The sequence below is a fragment of the Caulobacter sp. CCH9-E1 genome (assembly GCF_001556515.1).
In the GTDB taxonomy this organism is placed as follows: Bacteria; Pseudomonadota; Alphaproteobacteria; order Caulobacterales; family Caulobacteraceae; genus Caulobacter.
Genome location: NZ_LSJA01000098.1, coordinates 73,621 through 98,723, shown reverse-complemented (window position 1 = coordinate 98,723; position 25,103 = coordinate 73,621). Strand labels below are relative to the sequence as shown.

At 69.4% G+C, this 25,103-nt stretch carries 23 protein-coding genes; 14 read left to right on the top strand and 9 right to left on the bottom strand.

Annotation, left to right across the window (positions count from 1 at the left end):
- The first annotated feature begins 77 nt into the window (after window positions 1-77).
- From AX690_RS06300 to AX690_RS06290, 3 genes are read left to right on the top strand one after another with little or no spacing between them, the layout of a single operon-like run.
- Window positions 78-740, top strand: coding sequence for a DUF969 domain-containing protein (locus tag AX690_RS06300; RefSeq protein WP_066685127.1), 663 nt, complete (start codon window positions 78-80; stop codon window positions 738-740).
- Window positions 737-1,699 carry a DUF979 domain-containing protein gene (locus tag AX690_RS06295; RefSeq protein WP_066685130.1) on the top strand — a complete coding sequence of 321 codons (963 nt, stop codon included), beginning with the start codon at window positions 737-739 and terminating at the stop codon, window positions 1,697-1,699. The genes AX690_RS06300 and AX690_RS06295 overlap by 4 nt, the downstream gene beginning before the upstream one ends.
- Window positions 1,696-2,691: a DUF2891 domain-containing protein gene (locus AX690_RS06290; RefSeq protein ID WP_066685133.1), complete on the top strand. Its 996-nt coding sequence runs from the start codon at window positions 1,696-1,698 to the stop codon at window positions 2,689-2,691. The genes AX690_RS06295 and AX690_RS06290 overlap by 4 nt, the downstream gene beginning before the upstream one ends.
- A gap of 387 nt (window positions 2,692-3,078) precedes the next feature.
- Here the strand turns inward: AX690_RS06290 and smpB are convergent, their stop codons facing one another.
- Together smpB and dapA are read right to left on the bottom strand one after the other, a co-directional pair.
- On the bottom strand, window positions 3,079-3,537 hold the full coding sequence (smpB, locus tag AX690_RS06285) for an SsrA-binding protein SmpB (RefSeq protein ID WP_066685135.1): 459 nt from the start codon (window positions 3,535-3,537) through the stop codon (window positions 3,079-3,081).
- Window positions 3,538-3,539: 2 nt separating this feature from the next.
- The gene (dapA, locus tag AX690_RS06280; protein WP_066685138.1) at window positions 3,540-4,421 is read right to left on the bottom strand and encodes a 4-hydroxy-tetrahydrodipicolinate synthase; all 882 of its coding nucleotides are present in this window, start codon (window positions 4,419-4,421) and stop codon (window positions 3,540-3,542) included.
- Window positions 4,422-4,730: 309 nt separating this feature from the next.
- On the opposite strand from dapA, the gene AX690_RS06275 reads away from it, so the two are divergent.
- Complete coding sequence (locus AX690_RS06275) at window positions 4,731-6,782, top strand: lytic transglycosylase domain-containing protein (protein WP_066685140.1); 2,052 nt, start codon at window positions 4,731-4,733, stop codon at window positions 6,780-6,782.
- Between the two features lie 137 nt (window positions 6,783-6,919).
- Here AX690_RS06275 and AX690_RS06270 read toward each other — a convergent pair whose 3' ends face one another.
- From AX690_RS06270 to AX690_RS06255, 4 genes are read right to left on the bottom strand one after another with little or no spacing between them, the layout of a single operon-like run.
- Window positions 6,920-7,675, bottom strand: coding sequence for an ABC transporter ATP-binding protein (locus AX690_RS06270; protein WP_066685143.1), 756 nt, complete (start codon window positions 7,673-7,675; stop codon window positions 6,920-6,922).
- Window positions 7,672-8,658 carry an iron ABC transporter permease gene (locus AX690_RS06265; RefSeq protein WP_066685147.1) on the bottom strand — a complete coding sequence of 329 codons (987 nt, stop codon included), beginning with the start codon at window positions 8,656-8,658 and terminating at the stop codon, window positions 7,672-7,674. The genes AX690_RS06270 and AX690_RS06265 overlap by 4 nt, the downstream gene beginning before the upstream one ends.
- Window positions 8,655-9,461, bottom strand: a complete 807-nt coding sequence (locus tag AX690_RS06260; protein ID WP_066685150.1) for an ABC transporter substrate-binding protein — start codon at window positions 9,459-9,461, stop codon at window positions 8,655-8,657. The genes AX690_RS06265 and AX690_RS06260 overlap by 4 nt, the downstream gene beginning before the upstream one ends.
- A gap of 4 nt (window positions 9,462-9,465) precedes the next feature.
- Complete coding sequence (locus AX690_RS06255; protein WP_066685153.1) at window positions 9,466-10,101, bottom strand: TetR/AcrR family transcriptional regulator; 636 nt, start codon at window positions 10,099-10,101, stop codon at window positions 9,466-9,468.
- Window positions 10,102-10,308: 207 nt separating this feature from the next.
- Between AX690_RS06255 and AX690_RS06250 the strand changes: the two genes are divergently transcribed.
- From AX690_RS06250 to AX690_RS06240, 3 genes are read left to right on the top strand one after another with little or no spacing between them, the layout of a single operon-like run.
- On the top strand, window positions 10,309-11,736 hold the full coding sequence (locus AX690_RS06250; protein ID WP_066685156.1) for a glycosyltransferase: 1,428 nt from the start codon (window positions 10,309-10,311) through the stop codon (window positions 11,734-11,736).
- A gap of 17 nt (window positions 11,737-11,753) precedes the next feature.
- On the top strand, window positions 11,754-12,665 hold the full coding sequence (locus AX690_RS06245; RefSeq protein WP_066685164.1) for a class I SAM-dependent methyltransferase: 912 nt from the start codon (window positions 11,754-11,756) through the stop codon (window positions 12,663-12,665).
- 5 nt (window positions 12,666-12,670) lie between these two features.
- Window positions 12,671-13,462, top strand: coding sequence for an RNA methyltransferase (locus AX690_RS06240; protein ID WP_066685165.1), 792 nt, complete (start codon window positions 12,671-12,673; stop codon window positions 13,460-13,462).
- 137 nt (window positions 13,463-13,599) lie between these two features.
- Here the strand turns inward: AX690_RS06240 and hrpB are convergent, their stop codons facing one another.
- Window positions 13,600-16,041: an ATP-dependent helicase HrpB gene (gene hrpB / locus AX690_RS06235; RefSeq protein ID WP_066685166.1), complete on the bottom strand. Its 2,442-nt coding sequence runs from the start codon at window positions 16,039-16,041 to the stop codon at window positions 13,600-13,602.
- Between the two features lie 290 nt (window positions 16,042-16,331).
- Between hrpB and AX690_RS06230 the strand changes: the two genes are divergently transcribed.
- The 5 genes from AX690_RS06230 (at window position 16,332) to AX690_RS06210 (ending at window position 21,526) form a co-directional block, all read left to right on the top strand.
- The gene (locus tag AX690_RS06230) at window positions 16,332-17,948 is read left to right on the top strand and encodes an amino acid permease (protein WP_066685172.1); all 1,617 of its coding nucleotides are present in this window, start codon (window positions 16,332-16,334) and stop codon (window positions 17,946-17,948) included.
- Between the two features lie 86 nt (window positions 17,949-18,034).
- On the top strand, window positions 18,035-18,751 hold the full coding sequence (locus AX690_RS06225) for an MBL fold metallo-hydrolase (RefSeq protein WP_066685175.1): 717 nt from the start codon (window positions 18,035-18,037) through the stop codon (window positions 18,749-18,751).
- Between the two features lie 170 nt (window positions 18,752-18,921).
- Window positions 18,922-19,686, top strand: coding sequence for a response regulator (locus AX690_RS06220; RefSeq protein ID WP_066685180.1), 765 nt, complete (start codon window positions 18,922-18,924; stop codon window positions 19,684-19,686).
- Window positions 19,683-21,101: an ATP-binding protein gene (locus AX690_RS06215; protein WP_066685183.1), complete on the top strand. Its 1,419-nt coding sequence runs from the start codon at window positions 19,683-19,685 to the stop codon at window positions 21,099-21,101. Before AX690_RS06220 ends, AX690_RS06215 begins: the two co-directional genes overlap by 4 nt.
- Window positions 21,102-21,265: 164 nt before the next feature.
- Window positions 21,266-21,526, top strand: coding sequence for a hypothetical protein (locus AX690_RS06210; RefSeq protein WP_369798179.1), 261 nt, complete (start codon window positions 21,266-21,268; stop codon window positions 21,524-21,526).
- Here the strand turns inward: AX690_RS06210 and AX690_RS06205 are convergent.
- Window positions 21,523-22,191 (bottom strand): DUF1345 domain-containing protein, encoded by a 669-nt coding sequence (locus AX690_RS06205; RefSeq protein ID WP_066685185.1) that lies wholly within the window; start codon window positions 22,189-22,191, stop codon window positions 21,523-21,525. The genes AX690_RS06210 and AX690_RS06205 overlap by 4 nt on opposite strands.
- A 118-nt stretch (window positions 22,192-22,309) precedes the next feature.
- On the opposite strand from AX690_RS06205, the gene AX690_RS22750 reads away from it, so the two are divergent.
- A complete protein-coding gene (locus AX690_RS22750) occupies window positions 22,310-22,477 on the top strand; it encodes a hypothetical protein (RefSeq protein ID WP_156449584.1) in 168 nt (55 codons plus the stop codon).
- A gap of 9 nt (window positions 22,478-22,486) precedes the next feature.
- Window positions 22,487-22,693: a general stress protein gene (locus AX690_RS06200; protein ID WP_066685189.1), complete on the top strand. Its 207-nt coding sequence runs from the start codon at window positions 22,487-22,489 to the stop codon at window positions 22,691-22,693.
- A gap of 83 nt (window positions 22,694-22,776) precedes the next feature.
- Here AX690_RS06200 and egtB read toward each other — a convergent pair whose 3' ends face one another.
- Window positions 22,777-24,954 carry an ergothioneine biosynthesis protein EgtB gene (gene egtB, locus AX690_RS06195; protein WP_066685192.1) on the bottom strand — a complete coding sequence of 726 codons (2,178 nt, stop codon included), beginning with the start codon at window positions 24,952-24,954 and terminating at the stop codon, window positions 22,777-22,779.
- Window positions 24,955-25,103 lie beyond the last annotated feature (149 nt).

Sequence of the window (25,103 nt, the reverse complement as noted above, 5' to 3'; positions counted from 1 at the left end):
CCCGTTCCGCTTTGCGGGCTTGCCAAGCAGGCCACGGCGTCGGACCGTCGCCGCGGATTTGGGGGAGTCGCTGGGGGATGCTGACCCTTCTGGGCGTGGCGGTGATCGTGCTGGGTTTCGCCCTGCGCTTCAATCCGCTGCTGGTCGTGGTCGCCGCCGCCATGACGTCGGGTCTGGCCGCGGGCCTGACGCCGATCGAGGTGCTGGCCGCGTTCGGCAAGGCCTTCAACACCAACCGCTATGTCAGCGTCGCCTGGCTGGTCCTGCCCGCGATCGGGGTGCTGGAGCGCGCCGGGCTGCGAGAACAGGCGCGGCGGACGATCCAGGGCCTGCGCGCGGCGACCGCGGGGCGGATCTTGCTGGCCTATCTGGCCCTGCGCCAAGTCGCGGCGGCGCTGGGTCTGACCCAGGTCGCCGGCCACGCCCAGACCGTCCGCCCGCTGCTGGCCCCGATGGCCGAGGCCGCGGCCGAGCCGTTGTCCGAGGACGATCGCCAACGGGTCCGGGCCATGAGCGCGGCGACCGACAATGTCGGCCTGTTCTTCGGCGAGGACATCTTCCTGGCGATCGGCTCGATCCTGCTGATCGTCGGCTTCCTCGATCAGAGCGGGATCACGGTCGAGCCGCTGGCGCTGTCGGTCTGGGCGATCCCGACGGCCCTCGCCGCCTTCCTGGTCCACGGGGCGCGTCTGCTGCTGTTCGATCGAACCCTGAAGGCCGGGCCGGAGGACGCCGGATGATCGGCCTGCCGCTCGTCTATCTGCTGGCCGGACTGATGTTCGCCGCCTTCGCGGGCTTGAGCCTCGCGGATCGCGAAAATCCCAAACGCCTGGGCAACGCCGCCTTCTGGGGGCTGTTCGCCCTGAGCTTCCTGGCCGGCGACCATTTGGGCGACCTGGGCAACGGGGTCTTGGTGCTGGCCCTGGCCCTGATCGCGGGGACCAGTCAGCTGGGCGTCGGGGCCCCGGCGACCACGTCGCCGGACCAGCGCGAGGATCTGGCCGCCCAGCATGGCGCGCGCCTGTTCATCCCGGCCCTGGTCATTCCCGTGCTCGTGCTGGCGGGCTCCCTGGCCTTCAAGCGCCTCACCCTGCACGGCGCGCCCCTGGTCGATCCCAAGCAGGCGACGCTGATCTCCCTGGCCCTGGCCGCGCTGGTCGCCGCCGTCCTCGCCCAGATCCTGTTCCGCCAGCCCGCCGCCTCGGCCGTCCAGGAAGGCCGGCGGCTGATGGATCTGGTCGGCTGGGCCGCTCTGCTGCCGCAGATGCTGGCGGCGCTGGGCGCGGTCTTCGCCCTGGCGGGAGTCGGCAAGACCATCGGCGAGATCGCGGTGATGATCACCCCCGGCGACAGCCGGTTCGCGGCGGTGGCCGCCTACTGCCTGGGCATGGCCGCCTTCACCATCATGATGGGCAACGCCTTCGCCGCCTTTCCGGTGATGACGGCCGGCATCGCCCTGCCCCTGGTGATCGGCCGGTTTGGCGGCGACCCGGCCGTGGTCTGCGCCATCGGCATGCTGTCGGGCTTCTGCGGCACGTTGCTGACGCCGCTGGCGGCCAATTTCAATCTTGTGCCGGCCGCCCTGCTGCAGTTGAAGGACCGCTACGCCGTGATCCGCGCCCAGGCGCCGACGGCGATCCTGATGCTGATCGTCAATGTGATCCTGATGAACGCCCTCGCCTTCCACGCCCGCCCATGAGTCTGGCCCGCTCCACGGCCTCGCGCTTCGCCAAGATCGCGCTCGGGCACCTGACCCGCGAATATCCGAACAAGCTGGACCACGTCATGGGCGGACCGGAAGACGTCCGCTCGCCCCGCGACCTGCATCCGATCTTCTTCGGCAGCTTCGACTGGCATTCGTGCGTGCACGGATACTGGCTGCTGGCGACGCTGCTGCGCCTGCGTCCCGAGATGGCCGAGGCCGAAACGATCGTCGCGCTGTTCGACGACGCCTTCACCGCCGAGAAGATCGCCGGCGAGTTGGCCTATCTGGACCGCCCGGAAAGCCGAGGCTTCGAGCGCCCGTATGGCTGGGCCTGGAGCCTGATGCTGCAGGCCGAGCTGCTGCGCCACGACCGGCCGTGGGCCGGAATCCACGCGCCGCTGGCCAGCGCCTTCGCCCGTCGCCTGGAGGACTTCCTGCCGCGCGCGGACTATCCGATCCGGTCGGGCGCCCACCACAACACCGCCTTCGCGCTGGTCCTGGCCAGCGAGTACGCCGACATGGCCGGCGAACCGGCCTTGCGCCAGCTGCTCCAGACCCGCGCCCTGGTCTGGTACGGCCAGGACGCCGCCTGCCAGGCCTGGGAGCCGTCCGGCGACGATTTTCTCTCTCCGGCCTTGATCGAAGCCGAGGCCATGCGCCGGCTACTGCCGCGCGAGAGCTTCAATCTGTGGTTTCCCCGCTTCCTGCCGGACCTCGCCGACAAGCGGCCGGCCACGCTGTTCACTCCCGCGCGGGTCAGCGACCGCACCGACGGCAAGATCGCCCACCTCGACGGCCTGAACCTGTCGCGCGCCTGGTGTTGGCGCACCCTGGCCAGCGCCATGTCGGAATCCAACCCCGCGAAGACTCACGCGATCAGCGCCGCCTTGAATCATCTGGCGGCGGCGATACCGCATGTCTCCGGCGATTACATGGGCGAGCACTGGCTCGCTACTTTCGCGCTTCTGGCGCTGGAGAACGGCTAGTCGATCGGCGAAGTAAAGCCCATCAAATGACCGCCGGGCGGAATCTTTCCGCCCGCAATTCTTCCAAGCATAGAGGGCGCGAAACAACTTTTAATAACGATGTTATTCAAAGTTGCGCTGCGAACAATTGTCGCGCCCGCGTATTCGGCGTCATTGCTCGAGCGCAAGACACGTTAACACTGAATCATGGACTGATTCGTTACGCCAAAGAGGCGTGTGGGGGAGCGGGATTTCAGATGTCCCAACCGCGTACTGACGTCCGAGCGGACGTCCGCCGATATCTCGTCGCCAGCGCCGCCGGCTTTTTCCTGGGCGTGACGCTGGGCTTTCTGATGATGTTCAGCCTGGGCTGAGCAAGCCCAACCCAGGCAGAGCGCGCCTGATTTCTCAGTCGCCGCGATCGCCCTTCATCAGGCGCGCCTTGTCGCGCTGCCAATCGCGATTGGCTTCGGTCTCGCGCTTGTCGTGCAGCTTCTTGCCCTTGGCCAGGCCGACCTCGAGCTTGGCCAGTCCCTTGTCGTTCCAATAGAGCTTGATCGGGATCAGCGTGCGCCCTTCCCGCTGCACCGCGCCGATCAGCTTGTCGATCTGGCGGCGATGCAGCAGCAGCTTACGGTGCCGGCGCGGCTCGTGGTTGAAGCGGTTGGCGTGGCCGTAGGGCGGGATGTCGGCGTTGATCAGCACGATCTCGCGCCCTTCGACCGAGGCGTAGGACTCGGCGATATTCGCCCGCCCGGTCCGCAGGCTCTTCACCTCGGTGCCGGTCAGCATGATGCCCGCCTCGAACGTCTCCTCGATGAAGTAATCGAAGCGCGCGCGCCGATTTTCCGCGATCGGCTTGACCATTTTTAGAGACCAGCCTCGCGCATGGCGTCCAGGATCGTGGGACGCACGGCCTCGGCGCAGGCGGTGATCGGCAGGCGGACGTCTTCCGCGCACAGACCCAGGTGCGACAGGGCGAACTTGGTCGGGGCCGGCGACGAATCCAGGAACAGGGCCTTGTGCAGGCGCACCAGGCGATCCTGCCAGTAGAGGCCCGTCTCCCACTGGCCCTGCAGGCAGGCGTTCATGAAGGCCGAGCAGGCGTCCGGCGCGACGTTGGAGGTCACCGAGATCACGCCGTGACCGCCATGGGCCATGTAGCCCAGCGCCGTCGGATCATCGCCCGACAGCATGACCCAGTCCTCGCCGCACATCAGGCGCTGGAAGCTGATGCGGGTCAGGTCGCCGGTGGCGTCCTTGATGCCGACAATGTTCGGCAGCTTGGACAGGCGCGCCAGGGTCTCGTTGGAGATGTCGACGCCCGTGCGGCCCGGCACGTTGTAGACGAACACCGGCAGTTGGACGGCGTCGTTGATCGCCTCGTAGTGGCGATAGAGGCCTTCCTGGCTCGGACGATTGTAGTAGGGCGTCACCACCAGGGCGGCGTCGGCGCCGACGGTCTTGGCGTGACGGACCAGCATGATGGCCTCGTCGGTCGAGTTGCTGCCGGCGCCGGCGATCACCGGCACGCGGCCGGCGGCGGTCTTCACGCACAGTTCGACGACCCGCATGTGCTCCTCGTGCGACAGGGTCGAGGTCTCGCCAGTGGTGCCGACCGGCACCAGGCCGTGCACGCCGCCCGCGATCTGACGCTCGACCAGCGCCACGAAGGCTTTCTCGTCGACCTCCCCGTCCTTGAACGGCGTGACGAGGGCAGGAATGACGCCCTTGAACGGGGAATGGACCATGACTTGCAAATTGCCGTGAGGATGGCGCCGCGTCGGTTGCGGCAGGACGAAGGAGGCGGGACAATATGTCCCTGCCCCGCCGTCCCGCAACCGGGCGCGTCGAGGCTGGAGCGGTTTGATCGGACGAGGCCTTCGGGTCAAGTCCCGCCAACCCTCCTTTAAACATAATCCGGCCTGATCTTGTTGCGGGCGCGGACTTGTGATTCGAGGACGACCCTTCCGTCGGCGCGTATCCGCCGATGATGGATCGAAGGCCCTGGTCCGGGCCGGGTTGAGGAGTGCGTTTTGGCTTCAGTTCTGCGCCGCATCATGCTCGGGGGAGCCTGCATCGTCGCCGTATGCGGCGTCGCCGACGCCCAGACGGCCGCGCCCGACCTGGTCAGCTCGTCGATCAGCGCTGGCGCCTCGTCGGTTTCGGACGCTGACGCCGCCACGCTGCGCACGGCGCTTTCCGCCGCCAAGCGGGGCGACGTTTCCGGCGCCCGGGCCGCCATGGCTAGTCTCAGCGATCCGATCGCCCGCAAGATCGCGCTGTGGGCCCTGGTCGACAGCAACGCCGAGGCGCTGGGCTTCTACGATCTCGACTCGGCTCGCCGGGAACTGGCCGACTGGCCGCGTGGCGCGCGACGCGACGCCGCGACCGAACGCGCGCTGGCGACCTCGGGCCTGGATCCGGCCCGCATCGTCGCCTGGTTCGGCGGCGCCCAACCCGCGACGGCGGAAGGCGTCATGACCCTGGCCAGCAGCCTGCAGGCGATCGGTCGCCAGCAGGAGGCGACGGACCTGATCCGCCGCACCTTCCGCGACAGGGTGTTCGAGGCCGACGCCCAGCGCGCCATGATCGCCCGCTTCGGCGCCATGCTGACGCCGGACGACTATGTCCGTCGCGCCGACATCCTGCTGTATGGCCAGCAAGGCCCGGCCGCTCGCGACATCGTCGCCATGCTGTCGGAGACCCAGCAGGCCGCCGCCCGCACGCGCATGGCCTATCGCCAGAGCGCGGCCAACGCCAACGACCTCTACAACAACCTGACGCCCGACTTGCAAGACTCGCCCGGCGTGGTGTTCGAACGCGCCGCCTATCTGCGCCGCAAGGGCATGGAGACCCTGGCCCTGCCGATGGTCGCGAACTTCCCGGCCCCGCCGACCGAAGAGGCCTCGGCCGCGATCTGGAGAGAGCGCAAGCAGCTGGTCGTCGCGGCCCTGCAGGCGGGCGACAACGCCGGCGCCTACGCCGCCGCCAGCAACACCCGCGCCCTGACGCCGACCGAGATCGCGGAGTCGGAGTTCTTCGCCGGCTGGATCGCGCTGAGCCGCCTCAAGAACCCCGACGCCGCCGCCGCCCACTTCGCCCAGATCGCCGCCGTCGGCGCCTCGCCGATCACCAAGGGCCGCGCGCTCTATTGGCAAGGCCGCGCCGCCGAGGCGCAGGGCGACCCGATCGCCGCCCAGGCCTTCTATTTCGAGGGCGCGCGCTACATCACCACCTTCTACGGCCAGCTGGCGGCCGAGAAGGCCGGGCTCCGCGAGCTTCGCCTCGAACGCGATCCGGTGATCACAGCCGCCGATCGCGCGCGGTTCTACAGCCGCGAACAGGTCCGCGCCGCGCGGATCCTGGCCGACATCGGCGCCCGCGACCAATTCCGCAGCCTGATGCTCTATATCGACGACATCCTGCCCGATGCTCAGGAGACGGCCCTGCTGGTCGACATGGCGCGGGGCTATGGCGACCAGGACCTGGCGATGCGCGCCGTCCGCGCCGCCGCCCAGCGCGGCATCATCCTGCCCGAGCGCGGCTATCCGCTGCTGGACCACCACTTCACGCCCGCGCCCGGCGCGGCCGAGACGGCGTTCGTCTATTCGATCTCGCGCCAGGAAAGTAACTTCGACCCCGAGGCCCGCTCGGGCGTCGGCGCCCGCGGCATGATGCAGCTGATGCCGGCCACCGCCTCGCTGGTGGCGCGCAAGCTGGGCGAGGATCACTCGGTCGATCGCCTGTCCGACGCGTCCTACAACATGCGTCTCGGCTCGGTGTACCTGGGCCAGATGGTCAACAAGTTCAGCGGCTCCTACATCATGGCCGCCGCCGCCTATAACGCCGGGCCGGGCCGTCCGGCTCGCTGGGTCAACCAGTGCGGCGACCCCCGCGGCGCGACCACCGACCCGCTCGACTTCATCGAGTGCATTCCATTCTCCGAGACCCGCAACTACGTGATGCGGACCCTGGAGACGGCCATGGTCTATCGCGCGCGGCTGAACGGCGGCGTCGCGCCGCTGACCCTGTCCAGCGACCTCAAGCGCGGCGGCTACAGCTACTCCGCCGCCGTGGCCTCGGCCGAGACCGTGGCGGCGCAGCCCTAAACTCTCTTCCGATCTCCCCGGCGAATGCCGGGGCCCAGATGGAAAGCTCGGAATAGCCTCTATGGGCGCCGCGTTCGTCCAACCAACGCTTACGCCCTGAGGCTGGGCCCCGGCATTCGCCGAGGAAATCGGTGGAATTAGAGACGCCTCGCCGCCAGCACCAGACCGGCGGGCGTATCGACGAGTTCGCCGTCGAGGCCGAACACGTCGGCCAGCACCGTCTTGGACAACGCCTCGCGCGGCGCGCCCTCGGCGACGACGCGGCCGCGCGAGATCACGACCACCCGGTGGCAGGTCCGGGCCGCCAGCCCCAGATCGTGCAGCGTGACCACCACGGCCGCTCCGCCCGCGGCCTCGGCGCGCAGCAGGTCCAGGGTCAGCAGCTGGGCGTCGGGATCCAGGCCCGCCACCGGCTCGTCCGCCACCAGCAGCGGCGCTCGCGTCGCCAGCAGGCGGGCCAGCAGCACCCTCGCCCGCTCGCCCCCCGACATGTCGAGCACGCCTCGCTCCGCGAGATCGCCAGCGCCGACGCGGGCCAGGCAGGCGCGCGCCAAGGCGTCGGCCTTGGCTTCGGGAAGGTCGCCGGCGCCCAGCGCGGCGATCATTCGAGCCGGCAGGTTCCACGCGGCTCGGCGCTCCTGCGGCAGATAGCCGACTAGGCGAGCGCGTTGCTCGGGCTTCAGGGCGCCAACGGCTTGCCCCGACAGAAGCGCCCGGCCGGCCGTCACGGGCAGCAGGCCAAGCCCCGCGCGCAACAAGCTGGTCTTGCCCGCGCCATTGGGCCCAACGATCCCGACGACCTCGCCGGCCGCGACGGCCAGACTCGCCGCCTCCAGCACCGTCTTGCTGCCCTGGCGGACCGAGAGCGTCTCCAGCGTCCACAGCGCGCTCATAACCGCCAGCTCCGGGCGGCGCGCCAGGCCAGGAGCGCGAAGGCGGGCGCGCCGAATAGGGCCGTGACGACGCCCAGCTTCAGCTCCTGCTCGGTGGGGATCAACCGGGCGGCGAGGTCGGCCAACACCAGCAGCAGCGCTCCGGCCAGGGCCGACGGCCACAGGATCCGCTTGGGGTCATCGCGGACCAGCGCCCGCACCAGGTGCGGCGCGGCCAGGCCGACGAAGCCGATCACGCCCGCCGCCGCCACCGCCGCGCCGGTCAGCAAGGCCGCGCCGGCGACCGCGTAGACCCGCAAGCGCGCCATCGGCAGGGCCGACATCCGCGCCGCCTCCTCGCCCAGGGTCAGCATGCGCAGGCCCTCGCCGGCGCGCACGCAGAGCGCCGCGCCGATCGCCATCGGGACCAGCGCGCGCAGGGCGTCCAGAGCGTCCCGGTTCTGCACCGAGCCCATCAGCCAGGCCAGGATCTCGGCCATCGCCACCGGCGACGGCGACAGATTGAACACCAGAGCCGTCAGCGCGCCGCCGAAGGCCGACAGCGCCACCCCGAACAGGATCAGCGCTTCGGGCTCGCGGAACCGCGCGGCCAGCGCCACAACCAAGGCGCCGGCGACCAGGGCCCCCGCGAGCGCCGAAAGCTCGATCGCGCCCGGGATGGCGGCCAGCCCCGCCGAAATGGCGACCGCCGCGCCCAGGCCCGAGACCGCCGAGACGCCCAGGACGCCGGGATCGGCCAGCGGATTGCGAAGCAGCCCTTGCATGGTCGCGCCCGCCAGCCCGAGAGCGGCCCCGACGAGGGCGGCGACCGCGACGCGCGGCGCGCGGATCGTCCACAGCACCTCGCCCGGCGGCGAACCGGGGTGGGTCAAGGCCTGGACATACTGGCCCCAGGCCAGCGGCGTCTCGCCCAGCGCAACCGCCGCGATTACGGCCGCCGCCAGGACCAGCAGCATCAGCAGGCAAAGCCGGATCAGGCTCATCGCGCCGCCTCGGCCAGCATCCGGGCGCCGTCGGCGGCGAACCAGCCGGGACAGCCGACGACCGACGCGGGCAGCGAGGCCGCGGTGCGGGTTGAAACCACGCGCTGGAGCGCCGCGTGCCGTCCCGGCCCCCAACGGTCGGCGCCCGCCCGGGCCATGTCGAACAGCCCCAGAACCACGGCCGTCGGCGGCCGCATGACGAGGCCCTCCAGCGAGACGGGCGCAAAGTACGGCGCCTTGGAGGCGTTGGCGTAGCCGGCCGCCTTCAGCATGGCGTCGATCAACGTGCCCGCCCCTGCCGTGAAGCCGCCGGGGGTCAGATAGAGGGCGGACCTGCCCTTCCCCGCTCCGGTGGCGCGGCCCAGCTGGGCGTCCATGCGGGAGATGATCGCCTCACCCTCGGCGCGACGGTCCAGCGCGGCGGCGACCTTGCGGACATTGGCGCGCACGCCCTGGAAGTCGGCGGCGTCGTCCAGCGTCACGGTGGTCACGCCCTTCTTCTCCAGCGCCTGGACAAGGCGCGCGTCGCCGCCCCACAGCCGCACCACGACCTGGGGCCGCGCGGCGACGAGGCTCTCGAACGTCGCCCGGCGCAGGGGAAGACCAACCGCCGCGCTCCGCATATAGCTGTCGCGGGACACGGCGCGGTGCGAGAGGCCGACGATGCTGTCGCGCGGCGCCAAGGCCAGCACGTACTGGTCGGCGCAGGAATCCAGCGACATCACGCCCGGAGCCGCCAGGGCGAAGCCCGGCGCGAGCGCCAGCGCCGCCACAAGGGCGCACAAAGCCTTGGCGGCGCTCATGAAATCAGTCCGTGACCAAGCCGTGCAGCAGACCGTCCAGCATCACCTTCATCAGGCCCTCGGACGAGGACCAGCCGCGCGAGGGCTTGGTGATCAGCAGCGACACCAGGCCGTGGCAGCCGGCCCACAGCACCTCGGCCGCCTCGACCGCCGAGCCCGAGCGCAGACGGCCTTGCGCGGCGATGTGGTGCACCGGCTCGCTGAACTTCTCGAAGCAGCGGTCGCCCAGCGTCAGCAGGTCCGAGATCTTGTCCTGCGAGATGTGCTCGCCGGTGCTGCAGAACACCAGCTGGTACGTATTGGGATTGTCGAGCGCGAACGTCATGTACGCCTCGAGCATCAGCCGCACCCGCGCCACCGGATCCACCGGCTGGGCCGCGATCTGCGTGTTCAGAGCCAGCAGACGCTCGATGGCGTCGTTGCTGATCTCCATCAGGATCTGATCCTTGTCGCGGAAGTGCATGTAGAGGGCCGTCGACGACACCCCGACCGCGTCGGCGATCTTGCGGATCGTGGCGCCGGAATAACCTTCGGCGATGAAGATCTTTTCGGCGGCCTCCAGGATCTCGCCGCGTCGCAGGTGCCCATCCCCCTTGGGCTTACGCGCGGACTTTTGAGGCTTTTTCAGAACGACCGTCACGGAACTGGCTTCCCCTGCATTTCCCCACCCCACACTAAACGGGAATCACTCAGCCGTCGCAAGAACGTGCATTGTAGCCGATTTGGCGATCCCCAGATCTCGCGCGCGCGAGCAAATGTCGCGAAACGCGTGTTTTTCCATTTGACACCTTTTGGTTGAGGCATCGTTATCCACGTCGTTGGGGCGATCTGGCGTCTTGGGGCGACGATGGCGCGTGAAGATAGACGGTTGGACCCGGCGTTCGCGCCGGCGGGCGGACTTGCGCCTATATCCCAGCCAGGCGTGGAAGCGTTCGCGGTTCGAGAGGACCGCGACGGCGCTCACCTCTCGCTCTCGCCGGCGCAAGCCGCGACGATCGGACTGGCCGGCCTGGCGCTCGCCGTCGCCATGGCGCTGGCGCCGACCGCCGGATTGGTGGGCGTGCATCACCTGTTCTTCACGGTCTTCCTGCTGGGCGGGCTGACGCGACTGGCCGCCGCCTGCACGCCGTTGGCGACCAGACCGCCGCCGCCCTTGGCCGACGAGGACCTGCCGGCCTACACGATCATAGCCCCGCTTTATCGCGAGGCCGAGGTGGTCGGCGAGCTGATCGAGAACCTGGCGGCGATCGATTATCCGCGCGATCGGCTGCAGGCGCTGATCGTGCTGGAAGCCGATGACGTCCAGACCCTGGCGGCCGTCCGCGTCCTCGACCTGCCGGCCTTCGCGCAGGTGCTGATCGTCCCGCCCGGAACGCCCAAGACCAAGCCCCGCGCCTGCAACCACGCGCTCGAACGCGCCCGTGGCGACCTAGTGGTGATCTACGACGCCGAGGACATGCCCGACGCCGGCCAGCTGCGCGAAGCCGCCGCCCGTTTCGCCGCCTCCGACGCGCGCTTGGCCTGCTTGCAAGCGCCCCTGCGCATCGAAGACCCGGGCTTCTCGCTGTTCCTGCCCTCGCAATTCCGCCTGGAATACGCCGCCCACTTCGAGGTGCTGCTGCCGGCCCTGGCGAGGTGGGGCCTGACCTTCCCGCTCGGCGGCACCAGCAACCACTTCAAGGTCGCCCCCTTGCGCGAGATCGGGGCCTGGGACGCCTACAACGTCACCGAGGACGCCGATGTCGGCTTCCGCCTCGCCGCCGCCGGCTACAGGCTGGGCGTGATCTCGAGGCCGACCTGGGAAACCGCGCCGACCACCTGGGGCCAGTGGCTCCCGCAACGGGCGCGGTGGATCAAGGGTCATATGCAGACCCTGGCCGTCCACTCGCGTGGCCGCATCGTCCGCCAAGCCCGCAACGCGGCGGCGCTGGTCCTCACCCTGGCCCAGTCGGTGGCGTCCTCGCACCTGCACGGTCCGGTGATGACGGTCGCGATCGCGGCGGCGGCGATCGACTATTGGCCGGATGCCCGGTTCGACATCCCGGCCGCCGACCTCGTGCTCTATGCGTTGGGCTGGAGCTCGGCGGCCATCGCGGGGGCGCGCGGCGTGATGCGCGCCGGCGGCCAGCCCAAGGCCCTGCACCTGCTGGGCATGCCGCTCTACTGGCTGGCGCAGAGCGTGGCGGCGGCCAAGGCTCTGGCCCAGTTCGTCACCGATCCGCACCGCTGGGACAAGACGCTGCATGCCCCGCGCTCTGGACGGGTCCGGCTGTAAAAAGGTATGGGCGGGCGATGGCTCCGAAGATCGCTCCCGCCCCCATCGTCATGCGCACCACCGGCTGGGCCGACTACGCCCTGCTGGACAGTGGAAACGGCAAGAAGCTGGAGCGCTATGGCCGCTACACGGTCGTGCGTCCCGAGCCGCAGTGCTTCTGGGCGCCGCGCCTCGACCCGAAGGTCTGGGACAACGCCGACGCGGTCTTCGACCCGACCGACGAGGACGAGGCCGGCCGCTGGCGCTTCAAGGGCAAGCCGATCGAGAAGTTCCCGCTGGCCTGGGGCGGCGCAAAGTTCCACGGCCAGTTCACGCCTTTCCGCCACCTGGCCTTCTTCCCCGAGCAGGCGGCCAACTGGGCCTGGCAGGACGAGCGCGTGCGCGCCTTCGCCAAGACCTCAGGCCGCCAGCCCAAGATCCTGAATCTGTTTGGCTATACCGGCGTGGCCTCGGTGGTCTGCGCGGCCGCCGGCGCGGCCGTCACCCATGTCGACGCCTCCAAGAAGTCGGTCGGCTTCGCCCGCGAAAACGCCGCCTTCGCCGGCCTCGCGGAAAAGCCCATCCGCTGGATCGTCGAGGACGCCCGCAAGTTCGTGGCCCGCGAGGTGCGGCGCGGCAATGTCTATGACGGGATCATCCTGGACCCGCCCAAGTTCGGCCGCGGCGCCGACGGCGAGGTCTGGCGCCTGTTCGAAGACCTGGCGGCCCTGACCCGGGACGTCGCCGCCCTGCTCAGCGAGGACGCCTCGTTCCTGCTGATGAACGCCTACGCCGCCCGCGTCTCGGGCGCGGCGCTGTCGGGCCTGTTGGCCCAGGAGTTGGACGGCCGCGCCGGCGTCATCGACTGGGGCGAGCTCTCGCTGGTCGAGGACAAGGGCGACCGGCAGATCGGCCTGTCGTTCTTCGCCCGCTGGTCTTCGGAAGGGTAAGGGCGATGAACACCAAGACCGTCACCTCCCTGACCAACGCCACCGTCAAGGCCGTCCGCGCCCTGCACATGCGCAAGGAGCGCGAGGAAAGCGGCCTCTTCCTTGCCGAGGGCCTGAAGATCGTCATCGAGGCGATCGACTGCGGCCACGCGCCGAAGATCGTCATGTACGGCCCCGACGCCGCCGACCATCCGATGCTGAAGAAGGCCGCCCAGGCCTGCCTGAAGGCCGGCGGCGAAGTCATTGAGGTCAATCGCGAAATCCTCGAGAAGGTGTCGCGCCGCGACAACCCCCAGGCCGTGGTCGCGGTGTTCAAGCAGGTGTTCACGCCGCTGTCGGCTATCGTCCCGGAAAGCGCCCCGTGCTGGGTGGCGATGCAGGCCGTCCGCGACCCCGGCAATCTCGGCACCGTGATCCGCACCGCCGACGCCGCCGGCTGCGGCGGGGTGATCCTGGTCGGCGACTGCGTCGATCCCTATTCAGTCGAGGGCGTGCGCGCCACCATGGGCTCGATCTTCGCGGTCAAGATCGCCAAGGCCACCATTCCCGAGTTCCTGGCCTGGCGGGCGACCTGGCCGGGCAGCGTCGTGGGCACCCTCCTGACCGCGACGGTCGACCACAAGTCCGCCGACTATGTGAGGCCGTCGCTGATCCTGATGGGCAACGAGCAACAGGGCCTGCCGCCGGAACTGGCGGCGGCGTCCGATGTGAACGTCAAGATCCCCATGCGTGGGCGGGCCGACAGCCTGAACCTGTCGGTGGCCACGGGGATCATGATCTATACGGTGACGGGGTAGGCCATCAAAGTTGCTCCCCCGCGATGCGGGGGAGCTGTCGCGGAGTGGCTGAGGGGGCAAGCGCCTTGAAAGTCGAGCTCACCCCCTCCGGCCCTCTGGGCCACCTCCCCCGCATCGCGGGGGAGGATCTAGGCCCCTCACGTCCCTCGCGGCTTTGCCCGCGTCACTGGCGCGGCGCTCGCCGGATCGTCCGGCCAGACGTGCCGGGGATAGCGGCCTTTCATCTCGACCTTCACCTCACGCCAGGAGCCTTTCCAGAAGCCGGGCAGGTCCTTGGTGATCTGGATCGGGCGGTGGGCGGGCGACAGCAAGGCCAGCGTCAACGGGACCTTGCCGCCGGCGACGCTGGGATGTTCGGCCAGGCCATAGAGCTCCCCGACCCGCACCTCAACGCGCGGTCCTCCCTCAGCGGAATAGTCGATGGCGAAGGTGTTGCCGGTCGGCGCCTCGAAGCGCGCCGGCAACAGGGCGTCCATCTTGCGCTGCAGGTCCCAGGGCACGAGCGTTTTCAGGGCGTCGTGCAGCGTCCCCTCGTCCAGGCTGGACAGCGAAGAGCGCCCCGCCAGCAGCGGCTCCAGCCATTCGCCGAGGCGTTCGATCAAGGCGGGCTCGGAGAGATCGGGCCATTCCTCGCCATCGACCTCACGCAGGAAGGCCACTCGGTCCAGCAGCGCCCTGCCCCGTTCGCCTACGCGCAAAGCCGAGAGCCCTTCGGCGCGCACCTGGTCCATCAAGGCGCCGGCGATCATCGCCGGATCCGGATTCTCGACCAGCCGCTCCTCCAGGACCAGCTTGCCCAAGCGCAGCAGCCGCTTGGCGCGGACCTTGCCGCCGGCGGTCTCCAGGCGGTCCTCGGCGACCAGGCGATCGGCGAAGGCCTCGCGCAACTCCGCCTCCTCGACGGCGGCGGCCAGCAGGATGCGGTCGCGGCTGTCGCCGCCGCCCAGTTCGCCGACCGCCAGCCAGGGCTCGCGGGCCAGCGGATCGGTCGGCTCCAGATAGACCCCGCGCCCGCCGGCCAGCTGGAACTCACCCGGCTTGCCGCGCGCCTTGGCGACCCGCTCGGGATAGGCTTCGGCCAGCATCAGCCCGACTTCGAGTTCCTTGGCGCCGGATGGCTTGCCCGCCGCGCGCGCCCAGCGCTCGACCAGGGCCATGGCGTCCCGGGCGCGAGGCGAGCGGTCGCGGTGCAGGTTTTCCAGCCGTCGGCGCAGATCAACGTCCTTGCCCCCCAGCCCCTGCTCGGTCAGCACAGCCGCGACCTCGGCGGCCTCGCGCGCCTGACCGGAGGCCGCGCCCCGCACGACCATGTGCGCCAGGCGCGGCGGCAGCGGCATGTCGGCCAGAGCCTTGCCGTGAGGCGTCAGGTCGCCCTGGGCGTCCAGCGCCTGGATGCGGGTCAGCAGGCCGCGCGCCTCGGCGAAGGCGGCGGCTGGCGGCGGGTCGAGGAAGGTCAGGCCGGCCGCATCCTTGGCGCCCCAGCGGGCCAGATCCAGCGCCAGGCGGGAGAGGTCGGCCTCCAGGATCTCCGGCCGGGCGAAGGCCGGCAGCGCGCGGGTCTCGGGCTCGTCCCACAGGCGGTAGCAGACGCCCGGCTCGGTCCGGCCGGCCCGGCCCCGGCGCTGGTCGGCGGCGGCGCGGCTGACCCGCACGGTCTCCAGGCGCGTGATGCCCGAGGCCGGGTCGTAACGCGGCACACGGGCCAGGCCCGCGTCGATCACCACGCGCACACCCTCGATGGTCAGGCTGGTCTCGGCGATCGAGGTCGCCAGCACCACCTTGCGGCGGCCGGCCGGCGCGGGCGAGATGGCGCGGTCCTGGGCGGCCGGCTCCAGCGCGCCGTAGAGCGGTGCGATATCGACATCCGGACGGCGCAGGCGCTCGTTCAGCCAGCTCTCCGTCCGGCGGATCTCGCCCTGCCCCGGCAGGAAGACCAAGACAGAGCCGCTCTCCTCGACCAAGGCGCGTTCGACCGCGCGGCCGACCCTTTCCTCCAGGCGCTGACGCTCGTCGCGGCTCAGATAGCGGGTGTCGACCGGGAACATCCGCCCCTGGCTCTCGACGACCGGCGCATCGTTGAGCAGCGCCGAGATTCGCGCGCCGTCCAGGGTGGCCGACATCACCAGCAGGCGCAGGTCGTCGCGCAGCACGTTCTGGACGTCGCGGGCGAAGGCGAGGCCCAGGTCCGCGTCGAGGCTGCGCTCGTGGAACTCGTCGAACAGGACCGCGGCGACGCCATCCAGGCCCGGGTCGTCGAGAATCATCCGCGTAAAGACGCCCTCGGTGACGACCTCGATCCGCGTTCTGGCCGACACCTTGGACTGCAGGCGCACGCGGAAGCCGACCGTTTCGCCGACGGATTCGCCGAGATTGGCGGCCATGCGCGCCGCGGCGGCGCGCGCGGCCAGGCGCCGGGGTTCCAGCACGATCAGCTTGCGCCCCTGAACCCAAGGCTCTTCCAAGAGCGCCAAGGGAACGGCCGTGGTCTTACCCGCACCCGGCGGGGCGACGAGAACGGCGGTCTCCCGCGCGCCAAGGGCGCCTTTCAGCGCCGGAAGGGCCTCGAAAATGGGCAACATCGCGCCGGCTTTACCGGCCCGGCCGCTTAACGCCAAGCATCTCTGGACAGAGCGTGATAGCCGAAAGTGTGAGCGGTTTCGGCGGCGATCACGCTCTGCACACTTTGGAAGCGGGCCTGCTTTTTCGAGTTTGGATGGCGATCCAAGCTCGACAGGCCCTAGTCAGAAGCGCGGAGAACATTTACGCGCTTTAACCGCCCGACCTTGACCCCATGCTCATAAAAGGGTCACGGTCCGCAAAATTTTCCAAAGGCGACCCCAGGGGGAGTCTTGCCTATTCAGGAGGAACTATGTGGCGCGTAAAATCGCTTGATGCGATCCTAGCGACGGCCGAGAAGAAATCGTTGCACCGCTCGCTGGGTCCCGTGCAGCTGACGCTGCTGGGTGTGGGCGCGATCATCGGCACCGGCATCTTCGTTCTGACCGCCGCGGCGGCGCAGAAGGCCGGCCCCGGCATGATGTGGAGCTTTGTGATCGCCGGCGCCGTCTGCGCCTTCGCCGCGCTCTGCTACTCTGAACTGGCTTCCATGGTGCCCGTCTCGGGCTCGGCCTACACCTACTCCTACGCCGTCATGGGCGAACTGCTGGCCTGGATGGTCGGCTGGGCGCTGATCCTGGAATACGCGGTCGCCGCCAGCGCCGTGTCCGCCGGCTGGTCGGGCTATTTCCTCGGCCTGATTGAAAACGCGCTCGGATTCCAATGGCCCGAGCTGCTGCGGCAAGGCCCCGCCTGGTCCATGAACGGCTGGATGCCGGTCGCCGACTTCAGCCATGGCATCGTCAATGTGCCCGCCATCGTCGTTGCGCTGGCCGTGACGTCCCTCCTGGTCGTCGGCACCACCGAAAGCGCCACCGTGAACGCCGCCCTGGTGGCCATCAAGGTGACCGCCCTGACGGTGTTCGTCGCCCTCGCCCTGCCTGTCCTCAAGACCGGCAACTTCTCGCCCTTCGCCCCCAACGGTTGGTTCGGTCCGGCCGGCACCACCGGCATGGGCATCGTGGGCGCCGCCGCCTCGATCTTCTTCGCCTACGTCGGCTTCGACGCCGTCTCGACCGCCGCCGAGGAGACCAAGAACCCGCAACGCAACGTTCCGATCGGCCTGATCGGCTCGCTGGGCATCTGCACCGTCTTCTATCTGCTGGTCGCGGCCGGCGCGATCGGCGCCATGGGCGCTCAGCCGGTGCTTGGCGCCGACGGCTCGGCCGTGCAGCCGGGCTCGGCCGCCTTCGTGGCCGCCTGCGCCCTGCCCGCCAACAAGGAGGTGCTGGTCTGCTCGAACGAGGCCCTGGCCCACGTGCTGCGCCAGATCAACTTCCCGGTCATCGGCAACCTGCTGGGCCTGGCGGCGAACCTGGCCCTGCCCTCGGTCATCCTGATGATGATCTACGGTCAGACCCGCATCTTCTTCGTGATGGCCCGCGATGGCCTGCTGCCGGAAAAGCTGGCCAGCATCCACCCGAAGTTCAAGACGCCTCACATCGTGACCATGGTCACCGGCGTGTTCGTGGCGATCGCGGCGGCGTTCTTCCCGGTCGGTCAGTTGGCCGACATCTCGAACTCGGGCACGCTGTTCGCCTTCTTCATGGTGTCGATCGCCGTGATGGTGCTGCGCGTGAAGGATCCGCACCGTCCGCGTCCGTTCAAGACGCCGCTTCTCTGGGTAGTGGCCCCCGTCGCTCTCATCGGCTGCGCGGTGCTGTACTTCAATCTCCCCGTCGAGGCGATGGCCGTGCTGCCCATCTGGGGCGCCATCGGCTTGGTGATCTACTTCGCCTACGGCCACCGCAAGAGCCACGTCGGCCGCGGCCTCACCGAGGTGCCAGAACTGGCCGCTGACGCGCCGGCCGGTCCCGTCCCGCCGATGCCGGGCGCCCCGGCGCCGGGCTCGAAGGAAGAGCGCGACTAACAAGGTTGGCTTGATCTCTGGCCGATAGGCTTTAGGTCAGAAGGGCGGGCGCTTCGGCTCCCGCCCTTTTCTTTTGGAGTCGCCCGATGAGTGACGCGATGCCCATCGCCGCCGTGATCGCCCCGGTCACGCCGCTGCAGCAGAACTGCACGATCGTCTGGTGCGCGAAGACGATGAAGGCCGCGATCATCGATCCGGGCGGCGAGGTCGATCGTCTACTCAGGGCCTTGGCCGACAAGGGGCTGACTCTGGAGAAGATCTGGATCACCCACGGTCACATGGACCACGCCGGCGGCGCGGCCGAGCTGAAGGCCCGCACCGGCGCCCCCATCGAGGGCCCGCACGAAGCCGACCAGTTCTGGATCGACCGCATCCAGCAGAGCGGCGAGATGTACGGCATGCCCGAGGCTCGGATCTTCGTTCCTGACCGCTGGCTGCACGATGGCGACAAGGTCACGCTGGGCGAGACCGAGTTCGAGGTCCTCCACTGCCCCGGCCACACCCCCGGCCACGTGGTGTTCTTCCACCGGCAGACCAAGTTCGCCCAGGTCGGCGACGTGCTGTTCCAGGGCTCGATCGGCCGCACGGACTTCCCGATGGGCAATCACCAGGACCTGATCGACGCCATCACCCACAAGCTCTGGCCGCTGGGCGACGACGTGCGCTTCGTGCCGGGCCATGGGCCGATGTCCAGCTTCGGGGCCGAGCGCCGCAGCAATCCGTTCGTCAGCGATCGCGCGGTGGCCGCGATGAAAGCGCAGGGCGCGGGCTATCACGCGCCCGAAAACCACTCGCCAGGCTGAGGTCAACCGGACCCGATCCGCTAAGGGGGAAAGCAGACCGGGCCCGAGCGCCGGAGGACCGCATGATGGGGGGGACGACCCACCGACCGGATTTCGATGCCACGGGAGGGTTGCGCCGCTGTTTCAGAGATGAAATCTGAGCGTGACGGGGTCGTGACAGGAAAGCGCATATGGAAAACGCCCAGAATACCGTCCAAGGCGACCCAGACGCTTCGCGGGGCGCGGCGTCGCGCATCCTGATCGTTGATGACGACCCCGGCATCCGCGACGTGGTGTCGGACTTCCTCAGCCGCCACGGCTACGCGGTGGAGACGGCCCAGGACGCCCGCACCATGGAGCAGGTCCTGGCGCGCGGGCCGATCGACCTGATCGTCCTGGACGTCATGCTGCCCGGCGAGGACGGTCTGGCGATCTGCCGACGCCTGTCCTCCGGCGCCGATGGCCCCGCCATCATCATGCTCTCGGCCATGGGCGAGGAGACCGACCGGATCGTCGGCCTGGAGCTCGGCGCCGACGACTACCTGCCCAAGCCGTGCAATCCGCGCGAGCTGCTGGCCCGCGTCCGGGCTGTGCTGCGCCGGCGCCAGGAGCCGCGCGCGGCCGACGACGCCATGGGCGCGGCGTGCGAGTTCGCCGGCTGGCGACTGGATCTGGTCCGCCGCGAACTGCGCTCGCCGCAATCCGTGGTCGTGAACCTCTCCAGCGGCGAGTTCTCGCTGCTGCGCGCCTTCGTCGAACGCCCGCAGCGGGTGCTGACCCGCGACCAGCTGCTGGACCTGGCCCGCGGCCGCGACAGCGACGCCTATGACCGCGCCATCGACGTGCAGATCAGCCGCCTGCGGCGCAAGCTGGACGATGGCGGCGGCGGCGAGCTGATCCGCACGATCCGCAGCGAAGGCTACATGTTCACCGCCAAGGTCGTGCGCACCCCATGACGATGTTTCGGCGCGGCGCGCCGCTGTTCGTGCAGGCCCTGGGGCTGGTGATTGTCACTCTGGTGGCGGCCCAGCTGATCGCGATCGCGGTCATCTTCAACCTGCCGCCGCCGCCGCCCGAATTCTATCGTTCGGCCGAGATCGTCCGCGCGCTCAAGACAGGCCAGCCCGTCCAGCCTCGCGACGGCCGCCTGTTGGTGGTCAAGCAGCACGGCTCGATGCGCTCCAATGGCCCCGACAGCATCCGCCGCGCCGACTTCAAGGCTGGGATCGCGCGCGCGATCGGCGTCCCGGCCAATCGCGTCGAACTGCAGACCGATAACGGACCGCGCTTCTTCGTCCGTCGCACGCCGGTCAATCCGCCGAGCACCGCGGACGCTCGCCCCCCGCCCAACGGACGCCAGGCTCGCGAGCCGTTCGCCCGTGAACCCGGCTCCGGCGGCCCGCCCGGCTCCCGCGACCAGCCGCGGGACGAGCCGCTGATCTTCGGCGACTTCAAGTTCGGCGTGCGCCAAAGCGATGGCCGCTGGCTGGTGGTCGAACCCAAGCCCACCTTCCGCATGGACAGCTGGCAGCAACGCATCCTGCTGATCCTGCTGCTGTCGGTGATCGCCGTGACGCCGCTGGCCTGGCTGTTCGCCCGTCGCCTGTCGCAGCCGATCACCGCCTTCGCCGACGCCGCCGAGCGGCTAGGCAAGGACCCGCGCACGCCGCCCTTGAACCTGTCCGGCTCGACCGAGGTGGTCGCCGCCGCCTCGGCCTTCAACATGATGCAGGAGCGCCTGCGCCGCTACGTCGAGGACCGCACGGCCATGGTGGGCGCGATCGCCCACGACCTGCGCACCCCCCTCACCCGCCTGAAGTTCCGCATCGAGGCCGCGCCCGACGATATCCGTCCGAAGCTGGCCGCCGACATCGATCAGATGGAGGCGATGATCGCCGCGACGCTGGGTTTCGTGCGCGACACCAACCGACCGGCCGAACGCACCAAGCTGGAGCTTTCCTCCCTGCTGGAAAGCGTGATGGACGAGGCGGCCGAGACCGGGGGCGACGCCACGGTCGAGCAGGCCGAGAAGACCGTGATCGAGGGCGACCCCGTGGCGCTGAAGCGTCTGGTCCAGAACCTGGTCGAGAACGCCCTGAAGTACGGCGGCGCGGCGCGTGGCCGCGTCTATGCCGAGGACGGCATGGCGATCATCGAGATCGACGACGACGGTCCCGGCGTGCCGCCGACCGAACTGGAGCGGGTGTTCGAGCCCTTCTATCGCGGCGAGCCGTCGCGCAATCGCCAAACCGGCGGCATTGGCCTGGGCCTCGCGGTCGTCCGCTCCCTGGCCCGCGCCCACGGCGGCGACGTGACCCTGGCCAATCGCCAGGACGGCGGCCTGCGCGCCAGCGTGCGCCTGCCCGCCTAAGGCCGCAAACGCCCTCGGTTTGTTGCGCCCGCATAAGCTGCGCGCCCACGACTGACATTGCCCGGCAATCGGAGCGGTTTTCAAAGCTTGGCTATGAAAACCGCCTCGACGCCGCTTCGCATGCTCGCCGTGACCACGATCCTGGCGGCCGACGCGGCGGCGGCGTGGGCGCCAACGTCCTGCAGGGCGCCGCGCTCTATAGCCTGATCGCCGAGCCGGAGCCTGTGATGGGCGCGGACGCGGACTTTGATCGCCGCATCAGCAAGGACGAGGCCGCCAAGGCCGCCAAGACCCGCTTCGCCCTGCTCGATCGCGACAAGGACGGCGCGCTGAAGCTGGAAGAGCTGCCCAAGACCCCGGCCCAGCTCAGAGCCGAGGGCGGCAAGGACCGCGACAAGCCACGCGGCCGTCCGCGCCGCCGCTAGCTCCCGACAAGGCTGGCGATGATGTTGATGCCCAGCGCCAGGACCGCGGTGTTGTAGAAGTATGCGGCGGCCGCGTGGGCGGTGATCAAGCGGCGCAGCTTCGAGGTCAGGATGCTGTTGTCCGACACCTGGAAGGTCGCGCCGACGCTGAAGGCCAGATAGGCGAAGTCGAGATAGCTGGTCGGCTGCTCGCCCGGGAACGCGATGCCGCCCTTGTCCTTGCCCGCGCCGAAATAGCGGTGCGCGTAGTGCAGAACGAACACCGTCTGCAGCACCAGCCACGACAGCACCAGCGTCGCCCCCGCGCAGCCGATGATCAACGCCCGCGCGCCGCTCATCGCATCCTTGGCCACGATCATCGCGTCGACCACCGCCCCCAGGCTGACGGCGATGGCGGTGAGCACGATCAACATCAAGACCGGCACGCGTTCATCGTAGCGCGACGCGCGCGAGCGCATCTCGGCCTCGCTGGACCGGACGAACAGCGTCCACATCGTCAATAGATACGCCAGGGCGGCGGCATCCCAGGCGAGCAACAGCCGCGCGCCGCGCGGCGCGCCGAAATAGTTCGCCGTCATCCAGACGACTAGTCCGACCGCGAAAGCGACCGCCAGACGCCAATGCGACAGGGCGCGGGACGGCGTTTGCTTGGTGTTGCGCGGCATTCTCAGGCGACTCCTTGAAACCGGGACAATCCCGGTCCGGCGTAATTAGTGCGGCTTCGTGGTGAACCGAAAGCGTCCTCGCTGGTTACTTCACCGGAACGCGCAGGAAACGACACCAATGACCGACCCCGACGCCCCGCCTCCGACCGAGCCCAAGCCGCCCGAGTACGAACCTGGCGTCGTCCCCGTCGAGGAGCCCCCCACCTCGCCGCCGGTCGATCCTGGGGACGACCGTCCCTATGGCGTCGCGCCCTCGCTCGTACCGCCTGTGACCAGTCCCGACTAGGAGCCCCAGATGGACACCGATAGCGAACGTCCCCGCGGTCGTCGCGGTTTCGCCGCCATGGACCCGGAACGCCGGCGCGAGATCGCCAGGAAGGGCGGAGCGAGCGTGCCCAGCGAGAAGCGTAGCTTCGCCAAGGATCGAGACCTGGCGGCCAACGCTGGTCGTAAGGGCGGATCCTCCTCGCGCAGCGGTCGCCCCGGCGAACGCGGCATCTAAGCGATCGAACCGCGGTTCGAATGCGCCGGTTCCGACAGCCTCGGAACCGGCGCATTTTCGCGTCTGTCGTCAGCCCCGTCCTCTTAGGCCGTCAGGACGTAGACACCGAAGGCCGGGTCCGCGCTGATCCAGCGCTGGGCCACGGTCCAGCCCGCGCGCCGCGCGATCGCGTCGAACGCCTCAGGCGGGTGCTTGTAGGAATTCTCGGTGTGGATGGTCTCGCCGGCGGCGAAGGCGAAGCCGTGATCGCCGACCATCACGATCTGGTCGCGGACGCTCTCCAGATGCATCTCGATCCGACTCTCCTCGGCGTTCCATACCGCGCGGTGGCTGAAGGCGGCGGGATCGAACGTGCCCCCCAGTTCGCGGTTGATGTGGACCAGCACATTGCGGTTGAACACCGCGGTGACGCCCTGGGCGTCGTCATAGGCCAGGATCAGCACCGCCGGGTCCTTGGCGACGTCCGCCCCGACCACGAACAGCGCCCCCTCGCCAAGCAGCTCGCGCGCCCCGCGCAGCAGCGCCTCGGCCTCCTCCGGCGTGAAGTTGCCGATCGTCGAGCCCGGGAAGAAGCCCACCAGAGGTCGACCGCGCGCACCCTCGGGCGGCGTGAGCGCCCGGGTGAAGTCCTCGACCAGGGGCGCGACGACCAGGTCGGGATAGTCGGCGCGGAGACTGGCGGCGGCCTCTTCAAGCGCGGATGGGCTGATGTCGATCGGCGCATAGACCGCTACTTGCGGCGCCGCGTCCAACAGGATGCGGGTCTTGGTGCTGGCGCCGCTGCCGAACTCGACCAGGGCCGCGCCGTCGGGAATGCGCGCGGCGATCTCGGGCGCGATCTCGCGCAGCAAGGCGGTCTCGGTCCGGGTCAGGTAGTATTCCGGCAAGCCGCAGATCTGCTCGAACAGGCGCGAGCCCTCGGCGTCATAAAAGTACTTGGCCGGAAGGGTCTTCGGCGTGGCCGAGAGACCCGCGATCACCTCCTCAAGGAACGGGTTTCCCGGCGTCACCTCGGCCAGGCGATCATCGTCGGCCAGTCTCACGCCCGCGAACATCCAGCGTCGGTCGGGGTGGAAGAAGTTGCGATAGGTCGCGCGAGAATGGCCTGGCGGCGTCGCCTCGCAGCCGCCGCGGAGCACCATTTGATTGATCATGAACTTGCCGTTGTACTCGCCAAGCGCGCCCGCTCCCGGCTTGAAGCCCGGATAGGCGGCGTAGGCGCTGGAGGTCCACTGCCAGGCTGATCCGAAGAGCTGACGCAGCGCGCTCTTGCCCGAAGCGGTGGCCGCGGCTTCCCATTCAGCCTCGGTCGGCAGCCGGCGTCCCGCCCAGGCGGCGTAGGCGGCGGCCTCATAATAGCTGACATGCACCACCGGCGCGCTCGGATCCACCGGATGGCGCCCCCGCAGGGTCATGGTGGTCCAGACGCCGTTGGCTTCCAGCCGCCAATAGCCGGGCGCGGTCCATCCCTCCTGCTGCGCGGTCGCCCAGCCTTCGGAAAGCCACAGGTCGACGCGCTGGTAGCCGCCGGCGTCGATGAAGGCGATCCACTCCGCGTTGGTCACCAGGCGATCGGACAGGCGAAACGGCGCGACATAGACACGATGCCGGGGGTGCTCGTTGTCGAAGGCGAAGCCGCCTTGGTCGGCGCCGATATCGACCAGACCGCCCGCGAACCGGTGGAAGCGTTGCGGACCGGGATCCGAACGGCTGGACGGCGCGCTGGCCTGGTAGGCCGGACTGAGCGGGGACTGGGCGAAGAGGTGCAGAATATCCATCAGGATCAACTCCTGATGCTGCTCCTCGTGGGCGAGGCCAAGGTCGAGGCGCTCGCGGATTTCGGACGTCAGCGGACCGTCCAGCAGACGCTCCATGGCCGCATCCACATGGGCGCGATAGGCGCTGACGGCCTGGACCGAGGGCCGGGTCAGCAGGCCGCGCTGGGGCCTGGGCTGCCGGGGCCCGACCGCCTCGTAATAGGAATTGAACAAGTAGCCGAAAGCGGGGTCGTAGACCTTGTAGCCCGGCAGGAACGGCGAGAGCAGAAAGGTCTCGAAGAACCAGGTCGTATGCCCCCGGTGCCACTTGGTGGGACTGGCGTCCGGCATGGACTGCGCGGCCTGGTCCTCGGGCGACAGCGGCGCGGCCAGGGCCTCGGTGCGCCGACGGACCCGCCGGTAGCGCTCAACCGTATCGCCGGCCTCGACCTCCGCCAGATCCAGAGGCGCCGGATCGAGGACGGGCAGATCGTCGGGGGTCATGAGGGCTCCTCGGGACGTGGTGGCGCTTGCCGGTCCAGGCGACGACAACGTCCGCGAAACTTCGGCGTTCCAACCTCCGCTGGCAAGCGACGCAGGTTCGCCTGCTGACACAGCGTGTCAGGACACTCGCGGCAAGGCTTGGACGAACA